This window comes from Paenibacillus sp. GD4, assembly GCF_030846225.1.
Classification (GTDB): domain Bacteria; phylum Bacillota; class Bacilli; order Paenibacillales; family NBRC-103111; genus Paenibacillus_G; species Paenibacillus_G silviterrae.
Window position 1 is genome coordinate 2,128,200 of record NZ_JAVCYK010000001.1, and the last position, 17,083, is coordinate 2,145,282.

At 52.1% G+C, this 17,083-nt stretch carries 17 protein-coding genes; 7 read left to right on the top strand and 10 right to left on the bottom strand.

The genetic code is table 11. The features are described 5' to 3' along the window. Positions 1 to 43: 43 nt before the first annotated feature. The 3 genes from RAC89_RS09885 to RAC89_RS09895 are packed head-to-tail and all read right to left on the bottom strand — an operon-like array spanning position 44 to position 3,502. The gene (locus RAC89_RS09885; protein WP_306613294.1) at positions 44 to 1,579 is read right to left on the bottom strand and encodes an extracellular solute-binding protein; all 1,536 of its coding nucleotides are present in this window, start codon (positions 1,577 to 1,579) and stop codon (positions 44 to 46) included. A 56-nt stretch (positions 1,580 to 1,635) separates the two neighbouring features. After that, a complete protein-coding gene (locus tag RAC89_RS09890; protein ID WP_306613295.1) occupies positions 1,636 to 2,520 on the bottom strand; it encodes a carbohydrate ABC transporter permease in 885 nt (294 codons plus the stop codon). Positions 2,521 to 2,545: 25 nt separating this feature from the next. Then, complete coding sequence (locus RAC89_RS09895) at positions 2,546 to 3,502, bottom strand: ABC transporter permease (protein WP_373430014.1); 957 nt, start codon at positions 3,500 to 3,502, stop codon at positions 2,546 to 2,548. A gap of 409 nt (positions 3,503 to 3,911) precedes the next feature. Between RAC89_RS09895 and RAC89_RS09900 the strand changes: the two genes are divergently transcribed. Then, a complete protein-coding gene (locus RAC89_RS09900; protein ID WP_306613298.1) occupies positions 3,912 to 4,448 on the top strand; it encodes a DoxX family membrane protein in 537 nt (178 codons plus the stop codon). Positions 4,449 to 4,494: 46 nt separating this feature from the next. Here the strand turns inward: RAC89_RS09900 and RAC89_RS09905 are convergent, their stop codons facing one another. Further along, positions 4,495 to 6,216 (bottom strand): methyl-accepting chemotaxis protein, encoded by a 1,722-nt coding sequence (locus RAC89_RS09905; RefSeq protein ID WP_306613299.1) that lies wholly within the window; start codon positions 6,214 to 6,216, stop codon positions 4,495 to 4,497. A 149-nt stretch (positions 6,217 to 6,365) separates the two neighbouring features. Next, positions 6,366 to 6,950: a GNAT family N-acetyltransferase gene (locus RAC89_RS09910; RefSeq protein WP_373429900.1), complete on the bottom strand. Its 585-nt coding sequence runs from the start codon at positions 6,948 to 6,950 to the stop codon at positions 6,366 to 6,368. Positions 6,951 to 7,119: 169 nt separating this feature from the next. Here RAC89_RS09910 and RAC89_RS09915 point away from each other — a divergent pair, with 169 nt between their 5' ends. The 5 genes from RAC89_RS09915 (at position 7,120) to RAC89_RS09935 (ending at position 11,984) form a co-directional block, all read left to right on the top strand. After that, positions 7,120 to 7,452 carry an ArsR/SmtB family transcription factor gene (locus RAC89_RS09915; RefSeq protein WP_306613301.1) on the top strand — a complete coding sequence of 111 codons (333 nt, stop codon included), beginning with the start codon at positions 7,120 to 7,122 and terminating at the stop codon, positions 7,450 to 7,452. Positions 7,453 to 7,455: 3 nt separating this feature from the next. Beyond that, the gene (locus RAC89_RS09920; RefSeq protein WP_306613302.1) at positions 7,456 to 7,944 is read left to right on the top strand and encodes an SRPBCC family protein; all 489 of its coding nucleotides are present in this window, start codon (positions 7,456 to 7,458) and stop codon (positions 7,942 to 7,944) included. A gap of 58 nt (positions 7,945 to 8,002) precedes the next feature. Then, positions 8,003 to 8,524, top strand: coding sequence for an SRPBCC domain-containing protein (locus tag RAC89_RS09925; protein WP_306613304.1), 522 nt, complete (start codon positions 8,003 to 8,005; stop codon positions 8,522 to 8,524). A gap of 187 nt (positions 8,525 to 8,711) precedes the next feature. Beyond that, entirely contained in the window at positions 8,712 to 11,303 is a 2,592-nt protein-coding gene (locus RAC89_RS09930; RefSeq protein WP_306613305.1) for an Ig-like domain-containing protein, read from the top strand. 141 nt (positions 11,304 to 11,444) lie between these two features. Beyond that, positions 11,445 to 11,984 carry a CBO0543 family protein gene (locus tag RAC89_RS09935; protein WP_306613307.1) on the top strand — a complete coding sequence of 180 codons (540 nt, stop codon included), beginning with the start codon at positions 11,445 to 11,447 and terminating at the stop codon, positions 11,982 to 11,984. 70 nt (positions 11,985 to 12,054) lie between these two features. Here RAC89_RS09935 and RAC89_RS09940 read toward each other — a convergent pair whose 3' ends face one another. Further along, a complete protein-coding gene (locus tag RAC89_RS09940; RefSeq protein WP_306613308.1) occupies positions 12,055 to 13,005 on the bottom strand; it encodes a macrolide 2'-phosphotransferase in 951 nt (316 codons plus the stop codon). A 281-nt stretch (positions 13,006 to 13,286) separates the two neighbouring features. On the opposite strand from RAC89_RS09940, the gene RAC89_RS09945 reads away from it, so the two are divergent. After that, complete coding sequence (locus tag RAC89_RS09945; protein WP_306613309.1) at positions 13,287 to 13,847, top strand: hypothetical protein; 561 nt, start codon at positions 13,287 to 13,289, stop codon at positions 13,845 to 13,847. Positions 13,848 to 13,941: 94 nt separating this feature from the next. Here the strand turns inward: RAC89_RS09945 and RAC89_RS09950 are convergent, their stop codons facing one another. The 4 genes from RAC89_RS09950 to RAC89_RS09965 all read right to left on the bottom strand — a co-directional run bounded on the left by RAC89_RS09950 (position 13,942) and on the right by RAC89_RS09965 (position 16,971). Further along, positions 13,942 to 14,358: a VOC family protein gene (locus RAC89_RS09950; RefSeq protein ID WP_306613310.1), complete on the bottom strand. Its 417-nt coding sequence runs from the start codon at positions 14,356 to 14,358 to the stop codon at positions 13,942 to 13,944. Between the two features lie 159 nt (positions 14,359 to 14,517). Continuing rightward, complete coding sequence (locus RAC89_RS09955; RefSeq protein ID WP_306613312.1) at positions 14,518 to 14,907, bottom strand: glyoxalase superfamily protein; 390 nt, start codon at positions 14,905 to 14,907, stop codon at positions 14,518 to 14,520. Between the two features lie 20 nt (positions 14,908 to 14,927). Next, positions 14,928 to 15,395, bottom strand: a complete 468-nt coding sequence (locus RAC89_RS09960) for an SRPBCC family protein (RefSeq protein ID WP_306613313.1) — start codon at positions 15,393 to 15,395, stop codon at positions 14,928 to 14,930. Between the two features lie 103 nt (positions 15,396 to 15,498). Continuing rightward, entirely contained in the window at positions 15,499 to 16,971 is a 1,473-nt protein-coding gene (locus RAC89_RS09965; RefSeq protein WP_306613314.1) for an MDR family MFS transporter, read from the bottom strand. Between the last annotated feature and the right edge of the window lie 112 nt (positions 16,972 to 17,083).

The following is a 17,083-nucleotide window of genomic DNA, read 5'->3' on the forward strand; positions in this document are numbered from 1 at the left end:
TGGGGATTCACACAGACCCTAACCGCGGGCAAGTCGTTATGCTTTATTTCTTGGCAGCTTTGTTGTATTCGGCGGTGTACTCTTCGATGATTTTGCTGCCGCCGTTTTGCATCCACTGCTCCGTAACCTTCTTCCAAGCATTCTCGTCGATGGCACCCATAATGAACTTCGTTCTTGCATCGGCGATCAGCTTGTCGAGCTCCTTGCCCTTCTCGCTGTAGGTGTCGGAGATAAACGCATTCACCGGATTCTCAATGGCGATCTTGGCATTTTCCTTCCATACCTTGTCACGCTGATGGACCAGCTCGGAGCCGTACGTGGTGACCTCGTCTCTCAGCACCGCAAGCTGCGAGGAATCGCCCATGCCGTATTCCACGAGCATTTTCGGATCGGTTGTTTTCTTGTATTCTCCGTTCTCTACGGTGTATTGGCGTCCTTCAATACCGTTATAGAGCATATTCTGCATTTCTTTGTCCGACAGCTTGTCAAAATAGTTCAGAATCTGCTTCACCTCAGCCTCTGTTTTCACCGAGGTTTTCGGGATCATGAAGATCCCGTACGAGCCCGAGCCGGCAATCGTTCGCTTGCCCTTCGGCCCTTCCAAAGCGCCGATCAGCGTCATCTTCGCTTTCGGATCTACCTTCTTCGCCTGCTCCTCGATTCCGTTGGCATCGTTCAGGTTCGCTACCCACGCGCCCGCCGTGCCCTTATTCATCACCTGACGGCCGTCCTTCACGACGGCAAAATCGAGATTCATCAGCTTCTCGTCATACAGCTTCTTATAGAACTTCATCGTCTCCATATATGCCGGGGACAGGTGCGCCGGGCTTGCCTTGCCGTCCTTGATCTCCCAGTCCGCCGGTCCGCCGTGCCATGCCAGCATCGTTCTCCAGCCTGCAGGCTCCTGCTGCTCTACAAGGCCGATCGTGTCGTTCTTGCCGTTCTTATCCGGATCGTTAAGCGTAAACGCCTTCATTACGTTGTAAAATTCATCGATCGTATTCGGCTCCTTGAGTCCAAGGTTATCTAACCAATCCTTGCGCAGCGTGATTCCGTCTCGGGCGAGGTCGCGCTCCCGGTAAATCCCGTACACCTTGCCGTCGATGGAAATGGCATTGAGGGCGATCGGATTCATGCGGCTTAAGTTTTTGTATTCCTTCAAATAAGGTCCGAGCTCCCAGAACATGCCGGAGCGAACCGAGTTTACAATGAAAGGGGCTTTCTGGTTCAGTACGGTAATGACGCTAGGCAGCTCTCCGGAAGCAACGGTTGCGGACAATTTATCCGAATACGTGGCGGACGGCACCCAGTTGAACTTCAGCTCGGTGTTCGTAACCGATTGGATCTTCTTGAAAATCTCTCCGTCGGTCGACATCGGCTCCGGATTGAAGCTCGGCAGCATGATCGACATCTTGTAAGGCGCTGCAGGCTTGGAAGCATCGCCGCCGGCCGCAGGCTTACTTGCGTCGTTCGTCGCAGCGGCCCCGCCGCCGCAGCCGGCCGCAACACCTGCGGTCAGCGTCAGTACGGAAGCCATGAGAACGGATTTGCAAAGCGTTTCGGATTTCTTTTGTTTCATCTTGAAGTCCTCCCTTTTGTTCAATGATATAGTTATCGAGAAACTGTGTAAACAGCTTACCCTTTGACGGAACCGAGCAAGACGCCTTTGGCGAAATGCTTCTGCAGAAACGGATACACGATCAGAATCGGCAGTGTGGAGACCACGATCACGGCCATCTTGATGCTTTGCTCCGGCGGCTGGACGAAGTCGGCCTCAAGCGCCGTGGAGTCCCCGAGTCCGCCGCCGTCGGACATGATGACGATCTGCCGCAGCAGCACCTGAATCGGCCACTTGGTGGAATCGTTAATGTAGAGCACGGCACTGAAGAAGGTGTTCCAATGACCTACCGCGTAGAACAGCGAGAAGGTCGCGATAGCCGGCAGCGAGAGCGGCATGACGATGCGGAACAGAATGCCCGGGTCGCTGCAGCCGTCGATCTTGGCCGACTCCTCCAGGCCCTCCGGCATCTGCTGGAAGAAGTTGCGCAAAATAATCAGGTTAAATGCGCTGATAGCTCCGGGAATGAGCAAGGACCAATAGGTGTCGATCATGCCGAGCTCCTTGACGATCAGGAACGTCGGGATCATCCCTCCGCTGAACAGCATCGTGAAAATAACCGCCATTTGGATCGGTCTGCGGTAATCCAGATCCTTTCGGGCCAACGGATAGGCCATCAGGCACGTCATGAAAATATTGATCAGCGTACCTACGACAGTAATGTAAACGGTCACTCCCATGCTTTTCATCAAGGTGCCGGTGGAGAAGATGTACTCATACGAGCTCAGCGTAAATTCGGTAGGGAACAGAATGAAGCCTCTCTCCAGCAGCTCCTTCTGGGTAGCGAACGAGCCTGCGATGATATAAATGAACGGAATCAGGGTCGAGAGCGCGAAAATAAGCAGCAGCGAGATATTGACGGTATCGAATAGCCTGCTGCCTAAGGAACGGTCTTTAACCATGGGACAGCCTCCTTTCCATGTAAAATTACACTATGCCTTCCTCGCCCATTTTTTTGGCGATATAGTTGGATGCCGCGACTAGCACCAAGCCGACGATCGATTTGAACAAGCCGACAGCCGTACTGTAGCTGTATTGCCCCTCGGAGATCCCTGTGGAATACACGTAGGTGTCGAACACCTCGCCCACCTCGCGGTTCATCGCGTTCAGCATGAGCCAAATTTGCTCGAAGCCGGTGTCGAGGAAGTTCCCGAGCCTTAGAATCAGCAGGATGACAATCGTCGAGCGGATCGCCGGTATCGTAATATGAAGCAGCTGCTGGAACCGGTTCGCTCCATCCATGCGCGCCGCTTCGTAGAGCTGCGGGTCGACGCCTGCCAAGGCAGCGAGGAAAATGATCGTTCCCCAGCCGGTCTCCTTCCAGATCACCTCGGCGGTGATGAAGGTACGGAACCAATCGGCACTAAGCAGGAAATTGATTTTCTCCCCGCCTAGCGACTCGATCGCCTCGTTGACCAGCCCTCCCTCGGTTGTGAAGAACAGGTACACAATCGATACGATAACGACCCACGACATAAAGTGCGGTACGTAGACGACCGTTTGAATCGTGCGCTTCAAAAACTCCATACGCAGCTCATTCAGCATCAAGGCCATAATGATCGGCAAGGGGAAGAAAAACACAATATTGTAAATCGCTAAGATAAAGGTGTTCTTCAGCAGCTGCCAAAACAGCGGGTCGCCGAAAAACCGGTTAAAGTGCTTCATCCCTACCCATTGACTATCCCAGAAGCCAAGGAACGGCTGATAATTTTTGAAGGCGATGAGCACTCCGTACATGGGTAAATACTTAAAAATGAGAAAATAGAGGACGCCGGGGAGCAGCATGATATACAGCCACCGATTGCGGAGCATACGTCTTGTACGCTGCTTTCGATATATTTTGCTTTCCGGGACCTGGGCGGCTATGGCCGTTTCCGTGCGCATCGTGTTCCTTCCTTTCTGTTCTTGCATCGAATGATCGTGCCGCCGATCGGTTCCGGCTGCTACTCCTGCATCATAGGGGAGGCTCTCCATTGCCGTCCATAGTCATTCCTGCACGAGTTCCCCCTAACATCCGAACCCCTGATAAATCAAGGGTTTTCCTAGGGTATAGTCATCATGAAATAAGCTATAGTCATTGTTTGACTATAGCTTTTTGGCGCATGCCTGTGACGCCTGTCACATCGTTAAGCCCCCGGGCATGATAAAGTATAGATGTAAGGAAGAAGTAGAGAAACACTGGAAAGGAACAGGAGCTATGAACATAATAAAACGTTCCACTAAACGATCCTGGTTAACTTATTTCAGAATATTATGTGAAAACTTTCACCACTCAACCTAGGAGATGATGGTCATGATGGCAAAATGGCTCAGAGAAAATAAATATGCGGCAGGGCTTCTGCTTTTCGTCCGGCTGTACCTTGGATATCAGTGGCTTACGGCAGGCTGGCACAAGCTGACAGGCGGCTTCGATGCCGGCGGATTCCTCAAAAATGCCGTCGCCAAACCGATCGTCGATAAAGCGACGGGCGACCTGGTTTATCCGACCTTCACCGCATTCGTTGATCGTTTCGCGCTGCCTAACGTAAAAATCATTAACTTCCTGATCCCGCTCGGCGAATTCCTGGTTGGCCTCGGCTTGATCCTTGGCGGTTTAACCGCTGCCGCAGCCTTCTTCGGTTTGTTGATGAACTTCATGTTCATGTTCGCCGGCACGGTAAGCACGAACCCATGGCTGGTCCTGATCGGCGGTATCGTGATCCTGGCCGGTGCCAACGCCGGCAGATTCGGCATCGACTACTATTTGCTCCCGGCGCTGCACAAGCTGTTTACGCATAAGAAAGACGGCGCCGCCGGTACCGGTACGAAGCCCGCTCAGGCACATGGATAATCGAAAACCCGCAGCCAGCCGGCTGCGGGTTTTCTCCTAATACCAGTTATAAGGTAAATCTTCTCGTAAGCTGCTCCAACCGCTCGGACAACATCTTGAGATGTTCTGTGGAGTCGGTCATCTGCTGCATGGCCGCCAGCTGCTCCTCCGATGCTTGGGAAATGCCGTGGAATTGCTCCGACGTATAACGGATCAAACGGTCGGTTTCATCTGCAGAAGCCAGAACCTGCTCGGTCCCCGCGGCAATCTCTTCGGAAACAGCGGATACCTCTTGAATTTGCGCCGCTACCTTGTCCACTTCGCTGACAATCCGCTCGAACGCCTCTCCCGCCTTGGCTACGACAACCAGACCGGCCTCCACCTCTTGCGTCTCCGCGTTGAAGCCTTTCACCACCTTCTCTGTGCTGGTCAGAATCGCATCGATCAATTCGTTGATCCGAGCCGCCGATTCCTCCGATTGCACCGCAAGCTTCCGCACCTCACCCGCCACAACGGCGAAGCCTTTGCCGTGCTCTCCCGCCCTCGCCGCTTCAATCCCCGCATTAAGCGCAAGCAAGTTGGTTTGAGTCGAAATGGCCTTGATAACGTCTATGATCTGCCTTACTTGACCGGAATGCTCGGTCAAGTATTCCACGTCCTTAGCCATCCCCTGAGCCGAAGCCTGAATCGACTCCATTTGCCTGACAGCCTCCCGGATGAGCCCGTTTCCGCTTCTTGCCGCAGCGGACGCCTCTTGGGCTGCCGTCGCGGAGAGCGATAAGGAGTCTGCCACGCGCTGAACGCCCGCTCCTACCTCACCCATCGACTTGACGGTTTCTTCGCTGCACTGGACCTGGCGCTTCGCCGCTCCGGCGACTTCCGCAAGATAAGCGTTGATCCTCTGATTCGATATGCTTGTCGCTTCCGCACTTTCCGCATGCACGCGGGTAGATTGCCGCAAATCCTGCACGCTTCTTTGGATTTCTTGTATCATTTCTCTCAGCACGGTAACCATCGTCCGGAATGCTTGGGCCAGGCGATGAATTTCGTCCTGACCCTTGACTTCCTCACGTGTTCTTAAATCGCCGTCCTGTACCTTCTGTATGTCCCGGATCAGCCTTACTACCGGCGCAACAATCAATCTCGAGAAGATATAGGTAATAACCATCGATGCCAACAGAACCGCTACCATCGTGTAGAGCGTTTTCCTTTTATTCTCCTTAAGCAGGGCATATACGCCCGATGCATCAAAGTCCGCTCCGACGAAGCCCAGCATTTCGCCGGAGGGGGTAACGATCGGAACATAGGCCGACAGCACCGCGCCGTAGGCTTCCGTCTCCATAAGCTCGCCCACCTGAGCCTTGCCCTCATGAAACGCCGCAATTTGCTCCTTGCCCATCTCCTCCTCCACTGAGCCGAGCGGGGAGAAGTCATCACTTGGGGCATCCAGCGGCATTCCATCTACTATATAGATGTATTCCGAACGATCCCCTTGCTTGCGCTCGGCCATTGTGTACAAATACTTCAGATGGTTGGCCTCGCGGATTTGATTCAGCTGAAGCCTCAGCTCCCGGTAATAGGCATTCTCTCCCGTTTCCGGTGTAATCCCCCGGTATTTCTCAATTTGAATTTGTTTGGATGCATATTCGGCAATGCTTCTGGCTTGTTCCCCAACGGAACGGGTAATCAGATCGACGGAGGAGGTATAAAGCTGATAGCTTACGAGTGAACCGGATAATAGCAGGATAAGGGAAAAGACGAGCGTAATGCGCAGATGAAGGCTCTTCAAGCAGGATCTCACCTCTGAGTGTAATTAGTATTAGGTTGTTAGACTCATATGATATTAAGATACCACATTTTCCGATAGGATTTGACAAATTTTTTGTTAATCCAAAAACAGCCCACCTCCAATTCCGGCATGGTGAGCTGTTCCGTCGATTAGTCTTCCATTGATTTCTCCAGACGCTGTTTGACTTCAGGCCACTCCTTGTCCGTAATGCTGTAGTAGACGGAGTCCCTCACATAGCCGTCGGGCAAAATCATATGGTTGCGCAATATTCCTTCCTTCACCGCTCCAAGCCGTTCGATCGCCCGCTGCGATCTGAGGTTGCGGCTGTCCGTCTTGAGCTGTACCCGAATCATTCCCAGCGACTCGAAGCAGTGCTTCAGCAGCAGATACTTGCACTCTGTATTCACGAAGGTTCTCCAAACGGCCGGGGTTAACCAGGTGGAGCCGATCTCCACCCCTCGATTCGCATGCGAAAAATCAAATAGTCGTGTGCTGCCAACTATTCTGTGAGACGACAGCTCGCAGATGACGAAGGGTATGGCATTGGATTGCTCGAGTGCTTTCGCTATGTAAGCCCGTGCATCATCTAGGGATTCGATTCGTCCTTGGGTGAGCTCCCAAATCTCCGGGAACCTTCCGGCTTCATAAATTCCTTCATCATGACCCGCTTCCATCGGAACCAATTTGATTTTATTACCAATGAGTATAGTATTTTTATTTATATTTTCCATCATAAGGCTCTCCTCTTAATTAAGCTGTTAATCATTTTAACATAGGATAAAAAAATTCCGGGAATAAACTTTTTATATTCCTTGACGGGAATATTCCTAATATGGTATATTAAGTTCATCAAAGAGAGCCGCGATAACACAACGGCATCCAAGGAGGTATCTGCTCCATGCTATGAATACAATCATGTTAAGCGCATTGGCCGAATCGAACCGATTGCAGATTGTAGAATTGTTATGCAGCGGTCCTCTCACGGTTGGAGAGGTCGCAGATCGGCTTCACATTCGCCAGCCGCAGGCCTCTAAGCATCTGAAGGTGCTGCTGGAAGCCGGGCTTGTCGAGGTCGAAGCCGACGCCAACCGGCGCATATACAAGCTGAGGCTCGAGCCTTTTAAGGAGCTGAACGCTTGGCTGGAGGGCTATCGCGACATCTGGGAGAATCGTTTTGATAACCTGAATCATTATTTGCAGCAGCTTTTCCAAAAAGAGCAAAAGCAGGAGGAATAACCGATGGTACAAGGACCTTCCCTAGGCAATGCACAAACATCCGTACAAGGACGGGAGCTTCAGGTGAAACGCACGTTTCAAGCTCCTCAAGAACTCGTGTTCGATGTATGGACTGACCCGAAGCATCTGCCGAATTGGTGGGGACCGAGCGGGTTCACGATTACGATTCATTCGATGGAGGTAAAACCGGGCGGCGCTTGGCGCTACATCATGCACGGCCCGGACGGGACGGACTACGACAATGTCATCCGTTACCTGGAGGTCGTCCGGCCGGAGAGGCTCGTCTACAACCACGGCGATACCGAGAATGAAGAGCAGTTTCATGTAACGGTCACCTTCGTCGCTCAAGGGAACACAACGGAGCTGACCATGCTAAGCCGCTTCCCGTCCGCCGAGGATCTGCAGATGGCCGTGGAGCAATACGGCGCCATCGAAGGCGCGAAGCAGACATTGGATCGTCTGGAAGCGGAGCTTGCCAAGCTGACCATGTAGCTTTTGCTATGAAAACGAATATAAATGATGCCGTAATGGCTTAGGAGGAATCATATCCATGTCAAACCATACTTCTTACCCTATGATGTCCCGAATTGAAGGCCAGACCCTTGTGCTGGAGCGCGTCTTCAATGCTCCCCGCTCCCTTGTATATCAAGCGTTCTCGGAAGCGGAGCATCTGAAAAATTGGTGGGGTCCGCGCGGCTGGGGGCTGACGGTTTGCGACCTTGATTTCCGCGTGGGCGGGTTCTGGCACTATTGCATGAAATGTTTGGATAAAAATCAAGGCGATTTCTACGGGATGGAGTCCTGGGGCAAGTCCGAATACAAAGACATCGTCCACGACGAGCGGATCGTTCAGACCGACTGGTTCTCCGATGAGGAAGGGAATATTGCCGAAGGCATGCCGGGCTCGTTGATTACCACCATCTTCGAGGACTATGAGGGTAAGACGAAGCTCATCAGCCGCGGGGAATATCAATCTGCGGAAGAACTGCAAAAGGTGATGGATATGGGCATGCTGCAGGGCGTTACCGAGACATGGGACCGCTTGAGCGAGCTGCTGGAATCATTGAAATAATTAGGATGATACGCAAGCGGAGGATCTGTAAAAAGATTCTCCGCTTTTTTATGCCCCTCTACGATCCAATATTCGGCCCCGCCTCCTCGCCACTCCCTATGTGGAAAATCATGCTAAAAAATAGAGAGCTTTCTGTCGATAAAATATATATTCTGTCAAAAAAAAGAAAGGTGATGATCCGCAACTCATGTTTTCCGGAACAAGAAAGCTCCTTCTGATTCTACTTGTGACCCTGCTTGCTTCTTCCGGGCTTCTCGGCAGCACCGTCTCATACGCGGAAGAAGTATCCAAGCTGGTGCTGAACAAGAACGAGCTCACCATGGAGGTAGGAGGCACCGCGAGCCTTACAGCGACCGCAATCTATGCCGACAACGACACGGAGACGGTTACGATTAAGACGGACTGGAACTCCGGAGCCCCTGATATAGCAACCGTGTACGCCGGCTCCGTTACGGCAAAGAAGGAAGGAAAGGCTGTCATTACAGCCACCTATATGGGCAAAACGGTCATCGTGAACGTTACCGTCACCAAGAAGGTGCGTTCCCTGATTAAGGATAAGCAGAAGATCGATTTGCGTAAAGGCAAGGACGAGCAAATTAAGCTAACGGCCTACTATGACGACGGCACCTCCGAGGAGGTCACCTCGAAGGCCGAATGGAACATTGACAACGGCCAGGTAGCCACCGTTGTTAACGGTCTGGTTACCGCGCAGGGAGCCGGTACGGCGATCATTACAGCTAAGTACATCGGTCAAAGCGTATCCATTCCTGTCAGCATCGAAATCGTCAAAAGAGTAGATCCTTCGTTAAGCCAAGTTTCCTTGCTCTTGAACGGCACGGAGACTATCAAGCTTGAAGCCACATATCCCGACGGCACGAAGGAAGATGTCACCGATCAAGCGGACTGGGAGTCCGCCGATCCCTCGATTGCCGATGTGTTGAAGGGGACCATTACAGGCTACGGCCCGGGTCAGACGGAGATTGTGGCTACTTACGGCACCAAATCGACCACGATCAACGTAGAGGTCGATCGTGCGATCAAGCTCGGGCTGGACAAAAGCAGCCTGCTGCTGGACAAGGATGCTACGTATCAGGCAAAGCTCACAGCTACCTACAGCAACGACAGCACGGAGGATATCACCGAAAGAGCCGTTTGGACATCCAGCAACAAAGAGGTGGCTAGTGTAGTAAACGGCCGCATTGTTGCCCACGCTATCGGCGAAGCGATCATTACCGCCAACTACGGGGACAAAAGCGCATCGCTTCAGGTTGACGTCGAGGTTCCGCGGCGCCTGGAGTTGAACAAGGAAGTCGTCTATTTGCAGACAGAGCAATCCGAGCAGCTTACATTAACTGCCACCTATGCGGATGGAACTTCCAAGAATGTGACCGCCTTTGGCGTATGGTCTGTCGATAAGGAGCAGATCGCCTATGTAGCGAAAGGGAAGGTTACGACCTACCGCGCCGGCGAAGCTACGGTGACAGCCGAATACGGCGGGAAGACAGCCACTGCCAAAATCGCAGTCGATATTCCTATCGCCCTGGTCGCAAGCAAGAAAGCCGTCAGCTTCCCATCCGGCGGCAGTGAGCGGATTACGCTGAAAGCCATTTATTCGGACGGCCGCGAGCCGGACGTTACGGACAAGGCTGAATGGATCTCCAGCTCCGATTCGGTAGCCGAGGTAAGCAAAGGGCTGATTACCGGCGTGGGCACAGGGGCTGTCACCATAACGGCCAAGTACGGAAACAGACAAACGACGGTACAGGTTTCGGTAGGTGTATTGAAAAGCTTGACCAGTACGGCGGAAAGCAATCTCTCGTTGAAAAAGGGAGCCAAGCAAACGCTGGAGGTAACCGCGGCTTATGTAGACGGGACGACCAAGACGGTGACGAACGAAGCGACATGGGCAAGTTCCGATACGAAAGTCGTGAAGGTCGATGCGGGTGTTGTTACGGCATTAACCTCGGGTAAGTCTAACGTGACGGCGGAATTTGACGGTAAAACGTTAACCTTCGAGATTCGTGTCGATTTGGCCGATAAGCTCACGGCGACTCCTTCCTATGTCTCGATCGATTTGGGAGAGAGGAAACAGCTCAAGCTGGAGGCTAAGGATGGTGCAGGTCAAACCATCGATGTAACCGGTGACGCGGAGTGGACCTCCAATAATCTTCAGGTTGCCGAAGTTAGCGGCGGTCTCGTCATCCCTGTCGCGCGCGGCAAAGTGAACGTCACTGCCAAATACGGCGGCCAAACGGTCACCATTCCCGTAGAAATCGGCGTTGTGGATATGCTGGAAATCAATAAGAAATATGCCGTTATGCGCACCGGCCAGACGCTGCAGCTCGAGCTGCTGGCGACCCTGACCGACGGAAGCAAGAAGGATCTTGCCTCCTCGGCTCAATGGAAATCCAGCGCTTATAAGATAGCCGACGTATCGAACGGAATGATTACCGCCGTAAGCTCAGGCAAAGCTACCATCACCGCTACGTTCGGAGGCAAGACCGTATCGATCCCGGTAGAGATCGACGTACTGAAGTATTTAAAGACTGACGTTGTCACCTTAACTATGGAGACAGGGAAAACCGCCGAGGTAAAGGCGACGGCTACCTTCTCCGATCAAACGGAGGCCGACGTTTCGATCGACGGCTTATGGAGTACCTCGAACATTCGGGTTGTCGACGTGAAGGACGGGATCTTAAAGGCCACGGGGAAAGGCACGGCTACGGTTACCATATCGTACGCCGGCAAGAAGACGAGCGTTTATGTGACAGTGAAATAAGGCAACGCAATGGAGCAGGCTCTTGGGCCTGCTTTTTTCCTTTTGCATGTGTTTATGGGAACTTGGGAACAATAGTCAGTGCTCTTATTCCCAGATTAGGAAAGTAGGGTATGTATGCCTTCTCTGCAAGATCCGCAAAAAATGGAGCAAGTGGGCCAATTTTATCGGCGGGTGACGGACGCCAATAAAGATTTTATACAATACTGGCAATCGCACACCTTCCTTCATTGGGACTGGTGGACTTCATTGGCCCTAACGATCATTCCTTGGCTGCTGTGGATCCGCTATAGGCACAAAAGCAGCACCGCCCGGCTCCTATACGCCGGCTTTTTTGTCATCATTGTTTCCTCCTGGCTGGACTTCGTCGGCATTACTCTAGGTTTATGGTTCTACACGGGTAAGCTTGTCCCGACTATGCCCAGTTATATGCCATGGGATGTAAGTCTCCTGCCTGTCGGCGTTATGCTGCTGATCCAAGCTAAGCCTCGATGGTCTCCCTTGCTGAAGGGATTGATTTTTGCATCCCTATGCGCCTTTGTCGGGGAGCCGATTTTCATGTGGCTTGGCTTCTATGTCACGATTCATTGGGAAATCTGGTACTCCTTCCCTATCTACCTGATCATTTACCTCCTTGCCGACCGGTTAAGCCGAGGCCGCAGCTTTGATCCCCTTCCATCATAAAGGCGGCTGTCACTATAAAAGCTCGCAAAAACAGCCCGGGACACAGGTTCCCGGACTGCTTCTGTTATTATTACGCCTCTGCCGGAGCCGGGAGCTCTTCTCCCTGCTCATTCACACCCAGCGCATGTCGGGCCATGACCTTATATTCCTCCAGCCCGGACTTCAAAGCGAATAAGCCAATGAGTACGGGATAGGCTGCCAGTCTTTCCACAATATGCTCGTGCATCCACGGCCATACGCGGCCCCCTGCCTTCTCGTACCGAACCAGCAGATCCGCCAATCCTTCGTCTCCGAACAAGGCATAGTAGATCGTAAAGTCCGCAGCCGGATCTGCGACCTCCCCTTCGGTCCAATCCAATAGCCCCGTTACCTTGCCCTCGGCATTGACAAGAATATGTCCCGGATGAAGATCGCCATGTACGAGGCCCGTGTAAGGCGGCCAGTACGTCTCATCGGCCAGCCACTGCTGCCAGCGGTCCCATAAGGCTCGGGAGACTCCGAAGGCGTGCCGGATATCGTTCATTTGCTCCGCCATTGCAGCTCGCACCTCAGCCGGCTCCTTCACACGTACTCCGTCCCGTAGAGCTTCGTCGGAACGGATCCCATGCAATGCCGCCAGAGCTTCGGCCAAGGACTGGATGAAGGCTTCGGGGATGGCTTGCGGGTCCATATGCCAATCGTAGCTCTTGGTTTCCATGTTGATGGTAGCCATTGGAGTTCCTTCAAGCATGCGGTAAGCGATCAGCTCCTGCGTATGAACCTCCCAGTTCGGCACGGATACCGGCAGCCGGCCGGCTGCAAGGCGCAGCACGTTCTGCTCGTAGGCCGCCGATTCAATAACATCCTCTCGACGGGGTGAGCGCAGCACCCAGCGAGCGCCTTCCTTGCCGTTTGCGAAGACGGCGAAAAAATCCAAACCCGATTCATTGCTAGTGGCCGTAGATGGCTCAACTTCAATTCCGTGATTCCGGGCCAGTTCGAGTATATGTTGTACTGAATTCGTTTGATGGTTAATTGTCATCACCGATACACCTCATCCATTCGTTTATTGTTACAATGGTTTCTTATCCTAACGTAAACGAATGTACCCGATCCCCATCGTCATGTACCTCCTAAATGTATCCTGCATCATTATGATAATCCAATTGCTTAAGGGGTCACAAGGGAGCGTTTATTTATAAAAGGACTTTCCGGCACTCTTTAAACCCGAAGGCGGCTATACCTTTGCAGACGAGAGGTGCCTTCCTCCCTGAACGGCCCAGTGGTATACTTCCCCTATAAAGAATAGAAGGGAGTGGATGTATGACCTTATTTTACTATATGGCTTCGACCAAAGAACTTCCCACCGGCTCCTTCGGCCAGAAGAAAACGACAATGAAGCTGATCGATTATTTAACCGACATCAATCCTTCCGCTAAAGAACAGCTCTCCATGCAAGCACTGTTGGAGAAACACTCTCCTGAAGATCTCCATATCGACATTTATGAAACGGAAGAGGATTCGGCAGGTTTGTACGTTACCGGTCCGATGCAGGGCCAAGATTCCTGCCGCGTCTTTCGATTTCCTTTCGTGTACCAGGTGAATCCAGAAGGGGGAGCCTTCCGCATCAGCCTTGACATGCGAGAGCAATATCCCGACTCCTACCGGAAATCAAGGAAATGTGTATCCGAGCTTTTCAGCTATTTGTACCGGATGATGGAGCCTGGCGAGGAGGTCGAGCTCTATTCCTGCTGGGCGCATGGAAGAGATCGTTTCCTGGAGCCGCGGCGTAAAGAGCTGGACCTTATGATTGACCTGACAACGTTCCGAGTAGAGGATGAGTTCCATTGGGAGGAACGGCAGTATATTGCTGTGCGCAGATAGGGCTAAGCAATGCTGCGCAAAGACCGCCGAAGCTTCAACGCTTGCGGCGGTCCATTCACTATTGGAACTCGCGGGTCTTGTAGAACACTTCCGTTTATTGCGAAGGTACCGCGCTGGGATCCATATACACCACTTCCCACAAGTGGCCGTCAATATCCTGGAAGCTTCCGTAATACATGAAGCCTTGATCCTGTGTTTCGTTCGATGGCTTCCCGCCCGCTGCGATCGCCTTATTCACGATCTCGTCAACCTGCTCTTTGCTGTCGGCGGAGATGGCCAGAATCACCTCGGCGGACCGGCTAGCATCGACAATGGATTTCTTCGTGAACGTCTGGAAAAATTCCTCGCTAAGCAGCATCGAAAAAATATTGTCCCCAATAACCAAGCATGCAGCTTTCTCATCGGTAAATTGAAGATTAAATTCAAAGCCTACCTTCGTATAGAACTCCATCGATTTCTTAACGTCTTTCACGGGCAAATTCACAAAAATTTGTTTCGTCCGGAATGCCATTTCCTATCACCTCATCGTTTATTTTCCACAATTAGAATATACCATATTGAGAATATTCCTGTAAAGGTATATTTAAGTAAAAAAAACACCATGCCCCCTATACTTCATGAATTGAACTGAACATAGGTAAGCATGGCAGCTGTGCAAAATATGTTATTTTCATTGATTCGCCGCAATACGAGTACAAATGCGCAGCTGATTGCCGTCCGGATCAACGATCGTCATCATTCGAAGCCCTTCCAGGCTCTCATTCGGAGCCTCCGCAATACGGACCTGCGCTTTCTCCTTTACTTCCTCATACCAGCTATCGACATCCGGAACGAAGAAATGAATCAATCCGCCTACCTGGCAGTCTCCCGCATGCTCGGTCAAATAAAGCGTCATGTCATCCCTCGTTAACTGAGCAAAAACAGGGAAGTTCGCTTCGAACCGATGCTCCCAGTCAATATGAAAGCCCATGCCCTCCACATAAAACGGTTTACTTCTCGCATAATCGGTTATGCGAAAGGATGGAATCACCCGTTGCATGTTCAATTTCCCCTTTTTCATTAAATGGTATGAGTCTGCCCTTACCGGTTGACGTGAAAATCCGGAGCCTTGTCCGCTACAAGATTCAAGACAACGTTATGCTCGAGAAGCGCCTTAAGACCGCAAAGCACCATCGTGTATCCGCCCATCGAATCGATGGCTTGTCCCACGATCTCGTCCCCTGTACCCGTAAACCCGGAATTCGTAATGGTGACGAAGGTTTCGTTATTCGCGCGCGGAGTAAAAACCCATTCGATCTCCGTTTGATCCGACGACACAACCCGAATCCGACGGTTCGGCTCCAATTGCTTCACGTACACGTCATCTCCTACACCGTACATCTCCCAATCCCAACGAATCTGCTTCCCCTCTTCCAGTCGGCCGCTGCTCTTGGTGAACCAAAACCGGGTCGTTACGGCCGGGTCGACAAAAGCTTCAAACACCTCTTCCACGGGCTTTCTTATCAGCATCTCCGCTTTGACTACCGGCTGTTGTGTCAACATGGTCATGCTCTATACTCCCCTCCATCAACAGGATTCCTTCTCATTATAACGCAAACCCCCCTTTTCCATTTCTTGTATTTTGCTAAACACGCAAAAAAGCCTGCCGCACTTATTTAGCAGCAGGCTTGGAAGCCAGCACCTGTACCCCTTCTTGGGCCGGTACTTTCTTATGTCGAAGGGCCAGGGTAAGCGGCAGCGCCACAACAACAAGCAGAGCGCTGATTAAGAATACCTCTTGGATGCTCACCGAAAGGGCCCATACCGCTGCTTTACTGTCCGTCGCCCCTGCCTTGCTGAGGTGTGTCGAGGTTCTTGTGGTCAGGATGGAGCTGAAAATGCTGACCGATAGCGCCGCCAAGCCCTGGCGAATCCAGTTCATCAGCGCCGAGGCTTGCCCCGACAGCTCGCTTGGCACGGAGCTCATCCCTGCATTCGTTACCGGCATGTTACTAAGGGCGATCCCAATATACCGGACCGCAATCCAGGCTGCAATAAAGAAGGTCCCGGAGGCAAGATCCAGCCGGCTCAGCGCCCAGGTAGAGATGACCATCAGCACGGCACCGCTAAGGATGAGCCGGAACGGGCCTACCTTGTTGTACACCTTGCCGACCCCGAAGGAAAAGAGCGCCATAGCCAGCGTCCCCGGCAGCATGACCAGACCGGTATGAAGCGTCGTCGAGTGCTGAATCTTCTGCATGTAGATGGGAACCAGGAACGTCCCCGCATATAGTGAAATGGTAATGATGCAATTGAGAATCAAGCTGTACGTGAAGCGCGGAATTCGAAACAATCGCAGCTGCAGCAGCGGCTGCTTTACCTTGAGGCTGCGCACGATAAAGTACGTGATCAAGAGAAGGCCCGCTCCCAGGAGGGTCAGCGTCTTCCACGAGGTCCATCCCCAGCTGCCGCTTTGGCTAAATACGGTGAGTAATGAGCTGGTGCCGAGGATCACGGACACAAAACCCGGCACATCGAGAGTAACGCCGCGGCTTAAACGGTAATACGGAATATTCCTTGCGGCTGCCGCAATGGCTATAAGTCCGACTGGGATATTTAGGGCAAACAGCGCCTTCCAGTCCCAATATTCCGTCAGCCATCCCCCGATCGTTGGGCCAAAGGCCGGAGCCAGCATGGCGGAGGCGCTCCACAAGCTAATGCCGAGCGCTTGCTTCTCCTTCGGGATGACCTGGTAAATGATCGTCATCGTCGTTGGCATGATGATGCCGCTGAACAAGCCTTGAATGATTCGGAAGGCAATCAGTGATTCCACATTCCAAGCGAACATACACAGCGCAGAGGTTAGAGTAAAGCCGACTAAGGCCCCTATATAGAGCCGCTTATAGCTCAGCTTATCTCCAAGAAATCCGATGACCGGGGCAATGACCCCCGTCGCCAGCATGAACCCGGAAATCATCCATTGGACGGTATGAAGCGGCGCCTGAAAATCGTCCATGAACACCGGCAAAGCCACGTTGATGGTCGTCGTGCTTAGTACAGCCATGAAATTCCCGAAGAAAATGGCGGCTATGATGCTCCAGAATGGGGGCGTATTTGAATTTGAATTTGAATTTGAATTCGACATCGAAACCTTCCTTCCCCTTTTCCGAAGATAGTTGTATCACGAAGTATTTAGTTGTATTATACAACTAAATAGCGTGATGTCAATCGCGTGTACGGACACCGTCCCGTCCATT